Annotated in this window: 14 protein-coding genes; 7 read left to right on the top strand and 7 right to left on the bottom strand. The window is 74.9% G+C overall.

What is annotated here, in order from left to right:
* Positions 1–836 (bottom strand): HEAT repeat domain-containing protein (locus ACFV04_RS27995; RefSeq protein WP_380533341.1); only part of this gene is annotated, 836 nt, incomplete at its 3' end.
* A gap of 114 nt (positions 837–950) precedes the next feature.
* On the bottom strand, positions 951–1,685 hold the full coding sequence (locus ACFV04_RS27990) for a TetR/AcrR family transcriptional regulator (RefSeq protein ID WP_380533339.1): 735 nt from the start codon (positions 1,683–1,685) through the stop codon (positions 951–953).
* A 207-nt stretch (positions 1,686–1,892) separates the two neighbouring features.
* On the opposite strand from ACFV04_RS27990, the gene ACFV04_RS27985 reads away from it, so the two are divergent.
* On the top strand, positions 1,893–3,128 hold the full coding sequence (locus ACFV04_RS27985; RefSeq protein WP_380533337.1) for an FAD-dependent monooxygenase: 1,236 nt from the start codon (positions 1,893–1,895) through the stop codon (positions 3,126–3,128).
* A 160-nt stretch (positions 3,129–3,288) separates the two neighbouring features.
* Here ACFV04_RS27985 and ACFV04_RS27980 read toward each other — a convergent pair whose 3' ends face one another.
* Together ACFV04_RS27980 and ACFV04_RS27975 are read right to left on the bottom strand one after the other, a co-directional pair.
* The gene (locus ACFV04_RS27980; RefSeq protein WP_380533335.1) at positions 3,289–4,275 is read right to left on the bottom strand and encodes a hypothetical protein; all 987 of its coding nucleotides are present in this window, start codon (positions 4,273–4,275) and stop codon (positions 3,289–3,291) included.
* A gap of 72 nt (positions 4,276–4,347) precedes the next feature.
* The gene (locus tag ACFV04_RS27975; RefSeq protein WP_380533333.1) at positions 4,348–5,205 is read right to left on the bottom strand and encodes a hypothetical protein; all 858 of its coding nucleotides are present in this window, start codon (positions 5,203–5,205) and stop codon (positions 4,348–4,350) included.
* Between the two features lie 1,170 nt (positions 5,206–6,375).
* On the opposite strand from ACFV04_RS27975, the gene ACFV04_RS27970 reads away from it, so the two are divergent.
* Together ACFV04_RS27970 and ACFV04_RS27965 are read left to right on the top strand one after the other, a co-directional pair.
* On the top strand, positions 6,376–7,002 hold the full coding sequence (locus tag ACFV04_RS27970) for a CBS domain-containing protein (protein ID WP_360257382.1): 627 nt from the start codon (positions 6,376–6,378) through the stop codon (positions 7,000–7,002).
* Positions 7,003–7,271: 269 nt separating this feature from the next.
* A complete protein-coding gene (locus ACFV04_RS27965; protein WP_380339585.1) occupies positions 7,272–7,922 on the top strand; it encodes a beta-glucanase in 651 nt (216 codons plus the stop codon).
* Positions 7,923–8,093: 171 nt separating this feature from the next.
* On the opposite strand, the gene ACFV04_RS27960 is transcribed toward ACFV04_RS27965, so the two are convergent.
* Positions 8,094–8,483, bottom strand: a complete 390-nt coding sequence (locus ACFV04_RS27960; RefSeq protein WP_380339588.1) for a hypothetical protein — start codon at positions 8,481–8,483, stop codon at positions 8,094–8,096.
* Positions 8,484–8,635: 152 nt separating this feature from the next.
* Here ACFV04_RS27960 and ACFV04_RS27955 point away from each other — a divergent pair, with 152 nt between their 5' ends.
* The gene (locus ACFV04_RS27955; RefSeq protein ID WP_380339590.1) at positions 8,636–9,055 is read left to right on the top strand and encodes an SHOCT domain-containing protein; all 420 of its coding nucleotides are present in this window, start codon (positions 8,636–8,638) and stop codon (positions 9,053–9,055) included.
* 150 nt (positions 9,056–9,205) lie between these two features.
* Here ACFV04_RS27955 and ACFV04_RS27950 read toward each other — a convergent pair whose 3' ends face one another.
* Complete coding sequence (locus tag ACFV04_RS27950) at positions 9,206–9,616, bottom strand: organic hydroperoxide resistance protein (protein WP_380339593.1); 411 nt, start codon at positions 9,614–9,616, stop codon at positions 9,206–9,208.
* A 159-nt stretch (positions 9,617–9,775) separates the two neighbouring features.
* Here ACFV04_RS27950 and ACFV04_RS27945 point away from each other — a divergent pair, with 159 nt between their 5' ends.
* The 3 genes from ACFV04_RS27945 to ACFV04_RS27935 all read left to right on the top strand — a co-directional run bounded on the left by ACFV04_RS27945 (position 9,776) and on the right by ACFV04_RS27935 (position 12,298).
* Positions 9,776–10,249 (top strand): MarR family winged helix-turn-helix transcriptional regulator, encoded by a 474-nt coding sequence (locus tag ACFV04_RS27945; protein ID WP_380339596.1) that lies wholly within the window; start codon positions 9,776–9,778, stop codon positions 10,247–10,249.
* Positions 10,250–10,671: 422 nt separating this feature from the next.
* Positions 10,672–11,244 carry an RNA polymerase sigma factor gene (locus ACFV04_RS27940; RefSeq protein ID WP_380533330.1) on the top strand — a complete coding sequence of 191 codons (573 nt, stop codon included), beginning with the start codon at positions 10,672–10,674 and terminating at the stop codon, positions 11,242–11,244.
* A gap of 625 nt (positions 11,245–11,869) precedes the next feature.
* Positions 11,870–12,298 carry a hypothetical protein gene (locus ACFV04_RS27935; protein WP_380533328.1) on the top strand — a complete coding sequence of 143 codons (429 nt, stop codon included), beginning with the start codon at positions 11,870–11,872 and terminating at the stop codon, positions 12,296–12,298.
* 999 nt (positions 12,299–13,297) lie between these two features.
* Here the strand turns inward: ACFV04_RS27935 and argG are convergent.
* Entirely contained in the window at positions 13,298–14,710 is a 1,413-nt protein-coding gene (argG, locus tag ACFV04_RS27930; protein WP_360257360.1) for an argininosuccinate synthase, read from the bottom strand.
* Between the last annotated feature and the right edge of the window lie 136 nt (positions 14,711–14,846).

Genomic DNA, 14,846 nt, shown 5'->3' with positions numbered 1-14,846 from the left:
GGCCCCGCCCCGCGGTCGGCGGACCAGCACCGCCGACCGCGGCCCCCCCCGCCTTCGCCCGCCTCGCCCACAGCCGGGGGCGCATCCCCCGCCAGGCCGTCCAGCAGTTCGGCGGTGCCCGGGGTGGACCAGGAACCGACGGCCCAGACCAGTTCCTCGCGCACGCCGGGATCGGGGTGGCCGGCCAGGCGGGTCAGGGCGTCCACCGGGCCCCGGCGGCGCATCCCGAACCAGTGCAGGGCGGCCCGCAGTTCGGCCGGGTCGCCGGGATCGCCGGCCGCCCCGATCCGGGCCAGCAGTACGGGCACCGGCGGCGGCGGTCCGTCCAGCGGGTGCGGGTGGCGCTCGCGCAGCCGGCGGCCGCCGTACTCGCCGCGGATCCGGCAGCCGAAGCAGGTGCACGGCCGGGTGCCGTGGGCGTTCGGCAGGTAGCGCCAGCCGGCGACCTGCGGCACGGCGCGGATCCGGTGCACTTCGCGGGCGCCCACCGCGCGCGGCAGGAAGACCTCCCAGCCGCGCGGGTCGGCCAGTGCGCCGATCCGCCGGACCGCCTCCGCCGCGGACACCGACTGTTGTGCGCTCCTGGCCCGGTCGCGGTAGTGCCCGGCCAGGACCTCCTGCGCGTCGTCCAGCCGGACGTGCACCGCGGCCAGCGAGCCCTTGGGCCCGAACCGGGCCAACTCGCGCAGCCACTGGTGGGTCAGCGTGTAGGAGGGCAGCACGGGGAAGCAGTACAGCCCGCGCGCGCCGTCCTGGCCCCGGCTGTCCGCCCGGATCCCGGCGCGGCGGATGCGCGGTGCGTTGGCCGCGGAGGTGAGGTGCACGAACATCGCCATGGGGCGCGATGGTAGTGGGTGGCCGGGCGCGGTCCGAGGGATTTTCCGGGCGCCCGGCCGGGGACGGTCGGCGTGGTCGGGGCTGTGGTGGGCGATCGGGCCGGCCGTGTGTGGTCAGGCCTGCCCGGTGCGGCGCTCGATCAGGGCGGCCAGGCCGTCCAGGATGCGTTCCAGGCCGAAGTCGAGGGCCTGGTCGCGTCCGCCCGGCTCGGCCATGGCGGCCGCGACGGCGGGGTAGCGCTCGGCGTGCTGCCGCACCACCGTGCCGAGGACGGCGAGGAGTTCGGCCTCGGGGGAGCCGGCGGGGCCGGCGGTGCGGGACTGTTCGGCGATCCCGCGCACGTGCCCGGCGAGCAGGACGGCGGCGTCCATCCGCTCGGGCCCGGTCAGGCCGTGGCCGTCGAGCGCGGCCACCACCCGCTCCAGCCACATGAGTTCCTTCGGGCCCATCACCCGGGGGCCGACGGTGGCGTCCAGCAGCCACGGGTGCCGGGCGAACGAATCGGTCAACTGGGCGGCCCAGGCGGTGAGTCGCTCTCGCCAGTCGGCCGCGTCCGCAGGTGCCCCGGGCTCGCCGACGGCCGATTCGACCATGAGGGCGACCAGTTCGGCCTTCCCGGGGACGTAGCGGTAGAGCGACATCTTGGTGAAGTCGAGCAGGCCGGCCACCTTCTGCATCGACACCGCCCCCAGGCCCTCCGCGTCGGCGACCTCGACGCCCGCCGCCGCGATGCGCTCCGGGGTGAGGGCCGGCTTCGGCCCCCGGGTGGGCTTGGCCGGCGGGCCCCAGAGCAGCCGCACCGTGTCGTTCACCGTGTCGTCCGCCGTCTCGTTCGCCGTTCCGCTCATCGTCCGCTCCCGTCCTGGGGTGTTCCGTGCCGGGGTGCTCCGTACCGGTCCGGGCACGGCTCCGTCCCGGGCCTTTCCGGGCCCGGGGCGGGTGTTCCGCCCGTTCGGCCTCGGGGGTTGCCCATCCACCTCAACTGTGTCTACCGTACACAGCAACAAACAGTGTCTGTCGGACACAGTTTCTGATCTCCGGACGGAGTGGTTCCCGTGAACACCAGGATCCTGATCTCGGGCGCGAGCATCGCCGGCCCCGCACTCGCCCACTGGCTGGTCCGGTACGGCTTCGAGGTCACCGTCGTCGAGCTGGCTCCCGCGCTGCGCGACGGCGGCCAGGACGTCGACTTCCGCGGCCGCACCCACCTGACCGTGCTGGAACGGATGGGCGTGCTCGACGAACTGCGGGCACTCGGCACCGGCGGCAGCCCGATGACCTTCGTGGACACCGACGGGCGCCGACTGCTGCACCTGCCCGCCGAGTTCGCGGGCGGCGACCTCGAAATCCCGCGCGGGGAACTCTCCCGGCTGCTGCACCGGCACAGCAGTGCCCGCGCCGAGTACGTCTTCGGAGACTCGATCACCGCGCTGGAGGAGACGCCGAGCGGGGTCCGGGTCGCCTTCCGGCACGGCGCGCCCCGCGAGTTCGACCTGGTGATCGGCGCCGACGGGCTGCACTCCACCGTCCGACGGCTCGCCTTCGGCCCGGAGGAGCGCTACGTCCGCCACCTCGGCTACTACGCGGCCACCTGGCAGCTGCCGAACGAATCCGGGCTGCCCGTCGGATCCGTGGGCCTGAACGTCCCCGGCCGACTGATGTCCGTCGGCGCCGCCCACCGCGACCCGAGCCGGGCGGGCGCCTTCTGCCTGTTCGCCTCGCCCGAACTGCGCTACGACCGCCACGACCCGGCACAGCACAAGGCACTCGTCCGGGCCGCCTTCGCGGGCCTCGGCTGGCGGGTGCCGTACCTGCTGGAGCGCCTGGACGCCGCCCCCGAGGTGTACTTCGACTCGATCAGCCGGGCCGACGTGCCCGCCTGGTCGAGCGGCCGGATCGCCCTGATCGGCGACGCCGCCTGCGGTGCGACCATCGGCGGCATGGGCACCGGCACGGCCGTGGTCGCCGCGTACGTCCTGGCGGGCGAGCTGGTCCGGGCGCGCGGCGACCACCGCACCGCCTTCGAGCGCTACGAGAAGCTGCTGCGCGGCTACGCGCAGGGCTGCCAGAAGGGCGGCGACCGCACCGGACCGTTCCTGGCACCGCGCACCACGACCGGGCTGCGGTTCCGCAACGCGGTGCTGAACCGTCGGTGGGCGCTGGAGAAGATGCTGGAACTCGGGAAGCAGGTCAGCAGCGTCGAACTGCCGGACTACGAGGCGGAGTGGTCGGGTGCGGCCGGCCCTGCGGGTCGATCGGGTTCAGCGGGTCGATCGGGTGCAGCGGGGTGAGCGGGTTCAGTGGGGTGAGCGGACTCGGTGAGGTGGGCGGACTCGGTGGGGCGGGCAGGTTCGGCAGGGTGAGCGCGATGCGTGGGTCGAGCGGGGCGGAGTGGGGCGAGCGGGTGGCGGGGTGTGCACGGGCCGGGCGGTCGCTGCGGCAGGGGCGGGTTCAGTGCGGCGGGGTGATCCTGGCGCCGTTGTCCAGGAGCGCCTCCACCTGGACGGCCGAGCGCGCGGGGCGCTCGACGGCGAGCGTCCGGTCCGGTGCGGGCCGGTCGGTGGACCAGTCCGGCCCCTTGACGGTGAGCCGGGTGACGCGGCGACTGCCCGCCGCCAGCAGGAACTCCGTGCTCTGCGGCGAACGCCACCACGTCCAGGCCGCCGTGTCCTGCTCGAACCGGCTGCACGCCCGGCCCGGGCCGCCCCCGGTGCGCTGCGGGCCGCGGCCCGCGGGCAGGACGACGGCGGTGGCCGCGCTGCCCTCGCCGTTCCAGCGGTCGACGCGCAGACAGACCCAGGCGGCCGAGCCCGCGTTCTGCGGCAACGGCTGGACGGCGAAGGCCCACAGGTTGAGCTGCTTGACGCCCGGCTTCCCGTCCGGGACGGCACAGCCCGCCCGGGCCCACGCCTGCAGCGCTTCCTGAGCCGTCGCCTCGCGCGGCTCCCGGGCCGGCTGCGGGGACTGGCCGCGGTCCGGCGGTGGGGTGTAGGTGAGGTGCGCGGGGACGAGGCCGCCCAGGTCGGCCAGCAGGAAGGCGTGCTTCTCGGCGACCACGGGCGAGGAGCGCAGCTGGAGCACGGTGGAGCCCCGGCAGTCGGCGAGTCCGCCGGCGGGTGCCGACGCGGTGATCCCGTCGGGGTGCTCCAACGGGCGGGCCGGTGCGTCGGGTCGGTCGATCCGGCGGGTCTCGGCGGAGTCCACCCAGGGTGCCGGCAGGTAGCGGACGGCCGTGCCCCGGCGGCGCAGAGCCACCGCGCCCGCCGTGGTCACGTCCGAGTCGTCGGCCCGGGCGAGGTCCAGCCCGGCGTCACCGCCGTCGGTGGGGTGACCGTCGGTGGGGTGACCATCGGTGGGGTGACCGTCGGTGTAGCGGGCGACCCGCCGGCCGTCGTACAGCACCACCACGCCGGTGCCGTCCACCGTCCCGGCGAACAACAGCTGCGGCGTCTCGACCGGCGGGGCGATGTCGGTACCCGGTTCGGCACGGGTCTGCGGGCCGGGCCGCGATCAGGCGGTCACGGCCCGGCCGAGCAGTGCGCCGTCCTCGCGGCGGTCGCCCCGGGCGGGCCAGGCGGAGAAGTCGACCCGCGTGGTGTGCTGCCACGCGTCGGGCGCCACCCGGACCAGCCGGGCCGGGTCGCCGGGGCCCGGCGCGGACGCGGACACCGCACCGGCGGTCGCCCCGGGGCCGGAACCCCCCAGTACGGCGGCCGTGGTGGAGAACCCGAGCACGCCGACCGCGAGCGTGGCCGTCAGCGTCCGGCGGCGGCGCAGCAGGTCCGTCGGCTGCACCCGGACCGCGCACGGGTCGAAGGCGGGTCCCGTCGGGTCCGGAGCCGATGGGACCGCTGCCGCCGCGGCGACCGTTTCGTCCGGCGCCGCCACTCCGGCCCGCCGCAGTACCTCGGCGGCCTGCTGCGGGCCCAGTTCGTCGACCGTCCGCAACGCGAAGGCGGCCCGGGCCGGGGCGTCCAGCGTGGCGAGCACGCGGTCGAGGCCCGCGTCCTCCTCGCCGCCGTGCGGGGTGAACAGCCGCAACCCCCACACCCGGGGCGCCGTCAGGCGGGCCGCCGGGCGCGGGCGGAGCGCGGCGCGCAGGACCCGCAGGCGCAGCGCGGCGTACACCGGGTCCGCCTCGGTGACGTCCGGTTCGGTACGGCGGGTCCAGCGGAAGGGCAGGGCGCGCTGGACGGCGTTGTGGGCGGCGAGCACCCGGCTGTGCCGGTCCCGGTCGGCCGGCAGGGCCAGGTAGGCGAGCCGGACCAGCCTGCGGTAGTGGCGCACCAGCGCGGCCTCGGCCTGCGCGACCGGGCGCGCCGCGACCCCCTGGTGCGGCGGTGTCGCGCCCACCGTCCGTGCTGGCAAAGGGGCCTCCCGGGAGCCTTGGTGCTGTCGTGGCGTTGGTGTGTGTGCGGTCGTTCGCGCGGTCGTGGTGGACGGTCGTTCGGTCGCGTGTGCGGTTGTGCGTGCGGTCGTGCGTGCGGTCGTGCGTGCTGTTGTGGTGGACGGTCCAACGAGTCGATCATGTGATGGTTGCGCCGTCCGGGGGGAGCGAAGGGCGGCTGAAGGGGGCGCGGCGCTCCACCCGCGGGCCACCGCTGGAGGAACGTCCGGGGAGCGGCGCCCCCGTGACGGGCACTGACCGGCGGTGACGGGCGCCCGTCGGGCTCGACGGGCGCCCGGCCCGGTCCGGGCGCCCGATGGCCCTGGCAGCGGTCCGCCGACGGCCGGGGACCGCGCCGTTGCCGCCTCGTTCGACCCGCGCCACCGGCTGCCCGGTGCGGCGCGGCGAACACGCCGTGCCGGGCGACCTGGTCCATGTGGACCATCAGGAAGCTCGGCGACGTCCCCGCCGGCGGTGGCCACCACGCCCTCCGCCGCCGAACGGGCCGCCGCGTTCCGGCCCGGGCAAGCGCGTTCCCCGCCCGGGCCGTCGTCGTCCAACGGGTGCGGAGCGACAACGGGGCCGGCCACCGATCGCACTCCTGGCGCGGCGTCATCGCAGTCGACGGCGTCGCACGCGAACGGACCCGGCCCGACCGGCCGCGGACCGACGGTACGGTCGAGCGGCTTCAACCGCACCCTGCTCGACGCCCGGGCCCACGCCGGGCCGGACACCCCGCGTCTGTGGGCGAGCCGCCCGCCGGCCGAGGCCCCGACCCCACGCGTCGGAACAGCCATGGCCATCCGCGACCACTCGCCGTCGGCTGCGGGGCGGTTTCGCACGACTGACCCCTGAGGGGAGGGGCCCCGGACGGGTGAGGCCCTTGTGCGGGCCCCGGACGGGTGGGCCCGTGACCGGCGAACGGGTCCGTGTCGGGCCACGTCGGGCCACGCCGGGCCACGTCGGTCCGTGTCGGGTCCGTGTTCGAGGTGCGAGGCCCAAGGTCCCACCCGTTCGGCCCCTTGGCCCCTGGCGGTCCGCGCCGCCACACGCCATGCTGCCGGTAACCGGCCGGGACGATCCGCGCCCGGTCAGACCAGCACCGTTGGACGAGGTGAACCGGCGTGCGGCATGCCACCGTCGAATCCGTGATGACCAGCCCCGTGGTCCTGGTCTCGCCCGAGACCGGGTTCCGGGAGATCGTGACGCTGCTGAGCGAGTACGACATCACCGGGGTACCGGTGGTGGACCCGGAAGGGCGGCCGCTCGGCGTCGTCTCGGAGGCCGACCTGCTGCGCACCCTGGCCGCGCAGGACGACCCGGGCAGCCTGCTGCCGGCCCCCGAGTCGGCGCAGGTGGGCCCGGACGGCGAGGTCACTGCCGCCGACCTGATGACGGCCCAGCCCGTCTGCACCACACCAGGGGTGAGCGTGGTCGCGGCGGCCCGCACGATGAGCCGGCACGGGCTGAAACGGCTGCCGGTGCTGGACGAGGAAGGGCGGGTCGTCGGCATGGTCAGCCGGGGCGACCTGCTGCGGGTGTTCCTGCGCGAGGACACGGTGATCCGGCGGGAGATCGTCGAGGAGGTGCTCGGCCGGATCGAGGGCGTCAGCCCGGCGGAGATCGGGGTGGAGGTCAGCCAGGGCCGGGTGGTGCTCAGCGGCACCGTGCCCGAGCCGCATCTGGTGCCGATCGTGCTCAACCTGTGCCGCTCGGTGGACGGCGTGGTCTCCGTGACCGACCGGCTCGGTGCCGGGGGCGCGGCGACGGTCGGCTGACGGGCCGAGCCGGCCGGGGCCGCGCGGGGCTGATCGGGCTGATCCGGTTGGTCGGACGGGTCCGGCCGGTGGCGTCGATCGGGCTGATCGGGCTCGCCGGGTGGGTCCGGCCGGTCGGGCTGCAGCGGTCCGGCAGGTGGAGCCGGTGGCTGCCGGTCCGTCTCGGACCCGGGCTGTCCGCTTCGCATACAGCGGACCGTACCGGGTAACTCACTCTGTGTGCCCGGCCGATCGGACTGCCGGGGCACCCGGGCACCGGGGAGGCGGCCGTGACAGTCGTGTTCGACGCGGACTTCACTTCGACCAGGCAGTGGACCACCGGGCGCAGCAGCGCCTATCCCCGGATGGGGCCGACCAACCGGAGCGACCACAAACTCGACTACCTCGTCCGCGGCTACTGTCCCGGCGGGGTGTTCACCGCCACCCGGCGGCACACCGGTGGCCTGTGGAACTGCAACCTGCTGACCACCGAGGGCAGTCCGGACGGCTTCCAGGTCCGCGCCGGGGACGTGCTGTCGGCGCGCGTGACGCTGCCCGTGCAGCTGGGGGCCTGGCCGGCGATCTGGACCTGGCGGGACGGCGGCAACGAGGTCGACGTCTTCGAGTACCACCCCGACAACCCCGACCTGCTGGAGATCTCCAACCACGTCCGGGGCGGCTTCCGGTACTGGCACGGCGGCGGCGCGGGGATCGGCCCCGGGGCGACCTTCGGCCTGCGGGTGGTGCTCGGTGCGAACTCGGTGGACTGGTACGTCGAGGACGAACTGGTCTACGCGGACCTGCACGGGGTGGGTGCCGGCTGGCACGCCTACCTGATCGTCAACCTGTCGGTGGCGGACGGGACGTACCACGACCGGCCGGCGAGCGGCGGGCCGGACCGGCTCAGCTGGGTCTGCCACAGCCTGCAGGTGGAGCGCTGAACCGGGGCTGAGGGGGTCCCGGTCCGGGGGCGGGCCGGGCCGGGGCGGGCCGGGATCGGGGTTGGGTCCAGGCCGTTCGGGGCCGGGGTTCGGCGGTCGCGGCCGGTACGCCCCGCCTGGCCCGGCGGGCCAGGCCTCGGTGCGGCCGGTGCGGCCGGTGCGGCCCACGGTTCAGGGTGCGAAGGCGGCGGTGATCGGGCCGTGCGGGCCGGAGCGCTGGAACCAGACCGTGCGGCGGTCCGGGCCGATGTGGGCGGGGTCGGTCACGTACAGGTCGTCGTGCGGGGCGCGCTCGTTGCCCGGCGCGAGCGCCGCGTCCACGGCGTGGTCGGCGAGTGCGTGCAGCAGGGCCGTCGCGGTGGCCTCGGCGGCGGTCGGCGCGATGGCGAGGGCGGTGAGTTCGGCCCAGAGCGCGGTGTCGACGTAGGCGATCGGGGAGTGGCCGAGGGTCGGGTGGGGGCTGGGGTCGGCGTGGCGCCGCAGCACCCCGGCGGCGACGAGCTGCTCGGGGGAGCGGCCGTCGTGGGGCGGGTGGTGGGTCGTGCGTGCGTGCCGGTTCACGAGCGGCACGCTACCCCGTGGACTTCGGGCCCGGCCGCCGAAACGTTTTCTCAGGCTTTCTTCACAGCACTTTCACCGGTGCCGGGCGCACGATGGTGGTAAGGCGCTGATCACCTCGGCGGGCCCGGACGGGGCCGGAGGAGGAGGTCCTGATGAGGCACTGGCATGGGTACGGGCACGGCCACGGCATGGGCGGCTGGGGCATCGGGTTGATGGTGATCGGGACGCTGCTGGTCCTGGCGCTCCTGGTGCTCGCTGCCATCGCTCTGTTCCGCTACGTTTCGCGCTCGCGGCAGCCGGTCCCGCCGGCGACTGCGGCACCGGGCGTCTCCGGTGGCGGCGGGCACGGCGCGGGCGGCCCGAGCGGCTGGGCGACCGGCCCGGCCCCGGAGCAGGTGCTCGCGGAGCGGTTCGCCCGGGGCGAGATCGACGCCGAGGAGTACCGGCACAGACTGGAGACGCTGCGCTCGGCGAACGGGCCGGGTGGCGGTGGCCCTGTGGGTGGTGCCCCGGGGAGTGGTGCTCCCGCCGGCGGTTCGCCCGGCCCCGGCGGCCCCGGTACGGGGGAGTAGGAGCCCGGAGCATGGTGCGGGACGGGCCCGCCGCACGTCCAGTGCGGCGGGCCCGGTGCGTCTGCGGAGCCCCGGGGCCGAATTTCGTCCCGAGGGCGTCGGTTGCCCGGCCGGTTGCCCGGCCGGTTGCCCGGCCGGTCGGCGGACCGGTTACTCGACGACCAGCTCGACCGGGATGTTGCCCCGGGTGGCGCGGGAGTACGGGCAGACCTCGTGCGCCTGCTTGACCAGCAGCTCGCCGGTCTCGCCCGCGAGAGTGTCGGGCAGCTCGACGCGCAGCACGACGGCGAGGCCGAAGCCGGCGCCGTCCTTGCCGATGGACACCTCGGCGGTCACCGAGACCTCGCTGGTGTCCACCCGGGCCTGCCGGCCGACCAGGCCGAGCGCACTGGCGAAGCAGGCGGCGTAGCCGGCCGCGAACAGCTGCTCGGGGTTGGTGCCCTGGCCGTTGCCGCCGAGCGCCGGCGGCATCGCCAGCGCGAGGTCCAGCTGGCCGTCGGAGCTGACGGCGCGGCCCTCCCGGCCGTTGGCGGTGGCGGCTGCGGTGTAGAGCGCGTCCATGGTCGGTCCCCTTCGTGGTGCTTCGTGTGCTCGGTGGCGGACGGGCCGGGGGCCGCCGTCGTTCTTGCGGTCCGTCCGTGCCCTGCCGTGCCACAAGTAGAGCACGCAATTCAATTGCGCACAACTCAATGGCGTGCGCGTCATCGGTACGATGGGTCCATGACCACGCTTCCCGGCATGGCGGACGAGGAACTGCTCCGCCTCGACCAGCAGATCTGCTTCTCGCTCAACGCGGCCTCCCGCGCCTTCGGCGGCGTCTACCGGGTGCTCCTTCGGGACCTCGGGCTGACCTACCCGCAGTACCTGGTCATGCTGGTGCTCTGGGAGGACGGCGAACTGCCCGTCAAGCGGATCGGCGAACGCCTGCGGCTCGACTCCGGCACACTCTCCCCCCTGCTCAAGCGGCTGGAGGCGGCCGGACTGGTCCGTCGTGAACGTAGCCCGCAGGACGAGCGGTCGGTCACCGTCGCGCTCACCGCCGAGGGGACGGCGCTGCGCGAGCGGGCCGGACAGGTCCCGCGGCGGCTGCTCGCCGCGACCGGGCTGCCGGTCCAGGACCTCGCGGAGCTGCGCGGGCTGCTGGAGCGGGTCACCGCCGCGCTGGACTCGGCGGCGGTGGAGCCCGCCCCGTAGGTCCCGGCCCGGGCGGTGGCCGCCGGTTTCGCCGAGGCGGTGTGGCCTCCGGCGTCGCGGCGCGGCACCCCCGTGCGTGCGCGGGTGACTGCCTGGCCGCGGTCGGGCTGTCGGTGAAGCGGCCGGGCTGCGGTGTCGACGGCGCGGGTCGGGCGTGGCTGCGTGGTGGTGCGGAGGGCTTGTCAAGCCGGCGTCGCGGGCAGTGTGATCTGGGTCACTCGGTGGGTGTTCCGGTGGGGTCGGCGGGCTCGAATCGGCAGGTCAGTGGGGTTGTTCGAAAGTGAACGGAAACGTTCGCCAATTGTCCGCCCGATCCGGTCAACATCCCCGGCCTCCCGGACGGTTACACGACGAGCCCCCAAAGGGCCGTCGGCGCGCCACCCGGTGAGCCGGCCAGCTGACCCACGAAAAGGGGGGCGTGCGTGAACACTCCCGGGCCGGGCGAGGAGCGGGGCCTGCGGGCGGACCCGCTCGGCGACCTGCCGAACGACTTCGAGGCCTTCTTCACCCGCGAGAGCCTCGGCTACCTCCGCTACGCCCAACAGCGGCTGCGTCACCGCGAGGACGCCCAGGACGCGGTGCAGAACGCCGGTGCCACGCTCTACAAGAACTGGCGCCGCGCCCTGGCCAGCGCCGATCCGCAGGCCTTCGCCTTCAAGGTCGTGAAGGACGCGGTGGTGGACGTCCTGCGCGACCGCCGGCGCACCGAACGCAAACGGCTGCGAGTGATCGCCCAGCGCCGTCCCGACACCAGCCAGGACGAGCTGGACGAACTCGCCGAACTGGACGCCCTGGACTGGGCGATGGACGAGCTTGCGCGGGCCGCCCCGGTCCAGGCCGACGTGGTCCGACTGCGCCAGGCGGGCCTGTCCTACCACGACATCGGCCGGTCGCTCGGGATCGCGCACACCACCGCCCGCACCTACTACAGCCTCGGGCGCCGCCACCTGGAGTACCTGCTGGAGCACCCGGACGAGGAGGGCGCGGAGCCGTGAGCGCCGTGACGTGGGGGTCGTGACGTGAGGACGCAGGCATGAGGACGCGGACATGAAGGCGGATGCATGAGGGTGGACGCATGAGGGTGGCGACGTGAGCGTCGGGGACGTGCGGATCGGGGACACGCGGGTCGGGGACGCGAGGGTCGGGGACACGCGGGGCGCATGCGGGGACGTCGGGGACACGAGGGACGGATACGGGGACGTCGGGGACAGGAGCGGTGGACGCGCGGACGTCGGGGAGACGAGGGTCGGTCACCTGCTGCGGGCACACTCCGCCGAGCTGGAACGGGAGTTCGGCGATCACGACCCGGTGGCCTTCACCCGACGGTTGGCCGAGCGGCTCGCCGCCGTCCGACGGCCCGCCCCCACCGTGCGGGAACGTCCGGCCCGTCCGGCGGCGGGGGCCCGACCGCCGCACGCTCCGGCGTCGGGGTCGAGCCCGGGCGTGGGATTGGGGCCGGGTGCGGGGCCCGGTCCGGGGCCGTGGCCGGGCTGGGGTTCGGCGCCGGGCGGCCTACCGGGTGCGGGTTCGCTGTCGGGTGCGGGGCAGTCCCCCTGGGCCGGGGGCAGGGCGGAACTCCGGCGGGACCTGCGGCACCTGTGCGCGGGTGTCGCGGGCGCCGTGACGCCGGGGGAACTGGCCCTCGACCTCGAACTCGCCGAGAAGACCGCCTTCCGTACCCTCGGCTGTCTGCTGTACGGGATGGGGCGCACGGCCGACGGCGTCTTCTGGTGGCGGATAGCGGCCCAGTACGGGGACCAGCTGGCGGTGCACTGCCTGGCCGTGCACTACACCGCCGAAGGGGAACGGCGGGACGCGGCGCGCTGGGCCGCCCAGGCCCAGGACCTCAGCGCCCCGGGCCGGTTGCCGGACCTGGCACAGGAGGTGCGGCCGGGGGGAGCGGCCGAGCTGGCCCGCGTGCTGTCGGAGCGCTACGACGGGGAAATCCTGCTGACGCTGCGGGAGGCGGTGGCGGCACGCCCGCGGCCGGACCCCGCGCGGCTGGGTGTCCGGGCCGTGCGGGGCAGGGGGGTGGTGCGGATCCGCTGAGGCGGCCCCGGGAGAACCGCCGATCGCGTGGGTCGGTCGAGGCCGGGTCACACGAGCCCCGAGCGGGCGTCGCCCAGGTAGCCGGCGCCGAGCACGGCCGGGGCCGTGGTCAGGACCGCGGCTTGAGGGGCAGCCGTCCGGGCCCGCCACTTGCCGAGGACCCGGCCCGCGCGGCGGGACGAGCGCCCAGCCGGACCGCGAGCGGCAGTCGCGTGCCGAGCGAGCCGATCGTCGTCACCAGCGGCGCCGCAGCCTCGGCTCCGGAGCGGGTCGCGGTTTGGCGGCGGCGGTGACCGTGGCGGTGGCGGCGATCGAGGCGGTGCCTCCGACGGACGGGAGGGGTGCGGTCGGACTGCCCACGGCCAGTGCCGGGCGAGGCCCGCGGATCTGGCGGGCGGGTAGCGGTCGAGGGCCGCAGCCAGGCGGGCGGCGCTGTGACGTGACCCGCGCGCGGCCGGTCGTGCCACTGCCGGGGGGCGTGCGGTGGACGGCAGGAGCAGCGCGCCGAGGGCGAGCTTGAGCCAGGACGACCAGAGGGCGTGGTCCGGACGTGGGTCGGTGCGCCGCCAGTCGCCGGGGTGACGGACACCGGGGTGACGGACACCGGCGCGGCGAGGCAGACCACCGGCCGGCCGTGAGGGCGAGGCCGTTGGTGCGGCCGCGCGGGGTGCCCAGGAGGTGGATGACGGTGATGACCGGCAGCGGGCAGAGCGCGACCGCCACCGCTGAGGCTGGCATCGAACCGACTGCTTCACCCCTTCCCGGGCCTGCCTTCCCGTGGCCGGGCGCACGTCCGCCATTCGGCTACGGCAGGGCCGGGCCTGCACGGCGGGTGGCGTCGGCGGGTGGGTCGGTAGCCGGGCCCCGTGGGCGCGGTGGCGGGCCGGTCCGCGGGTGGGCCCGTGGGCGCGTCGGATGGTCGGCACGGCGGAGGCCGTCGCACGGTGTGGTGCGACGGCCTCCCCGGACGCCTCGGCTCCGTCGGCCGGGGCGAGCCGGTCAGTCGGTGCCGGACTCGATCGCCGCGTGGTCGAGCGCGGTGGACTCCTCCGCGTCGCCGGTGCCCGCGGCGATGGGCGCGGCCCCGCCCGGAGCGAGCTCGCCGATCAGGCCGCTCCACGGCGCCAGCTGGCCGTGCACCGCGTACTGCTCCAGCTTGCTGCGCGAGTCGGCGATGTCGAGGTTGCGCATGGTCAGCTGGCCGATGCGGTCGTCCGGGACGAACGCGGCGTCGACGCTGCGCTCCATGGACAGCTTCTCGGGGTGGTAGCTGAAGTTGGAGCCCTGGGTGTCGATGACCGAGTAGTCCTGGCCCCGCCGCAGCCGCAGCGTCACACTGCCCGTGACCGGGTGGCCGATCCAGCGCTGCATGCTGTCCCGGAGCATCAGCGCCTGCGGGTCGAACCACCGACCCTCGTAGAGCAGCCGGCCGAGGCGCCGGCCCTGGGTGTGGTAGGTGGCGAGGGTGTCCTCGTTGTGGATGGCGTTGAGCAGCCGCTCGTAGGCGATGTGCAGCAGCGCCATGCCGGGGGCCTCGTAGATGCCGCGGCTCTTGGCCTCGATGATCCGGTTCTCGATCTGGTCCGACATGCCCAGGCCGTGGCGCCCGCCGATGCTGTTGGCCTCGTGGACCAGGTCGACGGCGTTGGCGAACTCCTGGCCGTTGATCCGGACCGGGCGGCCGAACTCGAACTCGACGGTGATGTCCTCGGTCCGGATCTCCACCTCCGGGTCCCAGAAGGCCACGCCCATGATCGGGCTGACGATCTCCATCGAGGCGTCCAGGTACTCCAGCCGCTTGGCCTCGTGGGTGGCGCCCCAGATGTTGGCGTCGGTGGAGTAGGCCTTCTCGGCGGAGTCCCGGTACGGCAGGTCGCGCTCGGCGAGCCACTCGGACATCTCCTTGCGGCCGCCGAGCTGGTCGACGAACGCCTGGTCCAGCCACGGCTTGTAGATCCGCAGGCTGGGGTTGGCGAGCAGGCCGTAGCGGTAGAACCGCTCGATGTCGTTGCCCTTGTAGGTGGATCCGTCGCCCCAGATGGAGACCTCGTCCTCCTGCATGGCGCGGACCAGCAGCGTGCCGGTCACGGCGCGGCCGAGCGGGGTGGTGTTGAAGTACGTCTGGCCGGCGGAGCGGATGTGGAACGCACCGCAGGCGAGTGCGGCCAGGCCCTCCTCGACCAGCGCGGCCCGGCAGTCGACCAGCCGGGCCTGCTCGGCGCCGTACGCGCGGCCCCGGGCCGGGACGTCGGCGAGGTTCGGCTCGTCGTACTGGCCGATGTCGGCCGTGTAGGCGTAGGGGAAGGCACCGTGCTCGCGCATCCACGCGACGGCGACGGAGGTGTCCAACCCACCGGAGAATGCGATGCCGATCCGTTCACCGACCGGCAGCTTGCTCAAGACCTTCGACATGGATGCACCCTTGACCCGCGCTGGCGGGCTCCTGAATCAGCGATGTGTAACGGAATTCGGCGTATTCGATCCGATGCCCGAACTCTGGCATAGATTTGCAGAGTAATGCAAGGGCATGCGATCGGGTCGATGGCGG

Source organism: Kitasatospora sp. NPDC059599 (genome assembly GCF_042735125.1).
Classification (GTDB): domain Bacteria; phylum Actinomycetota; class Actinomycetes; order Streptomycetales; family Streptomycetaceae; genus Kitasatospora.
This window is presented reverse-complemented; position numbering and strand designations above follow the sequence as displayed.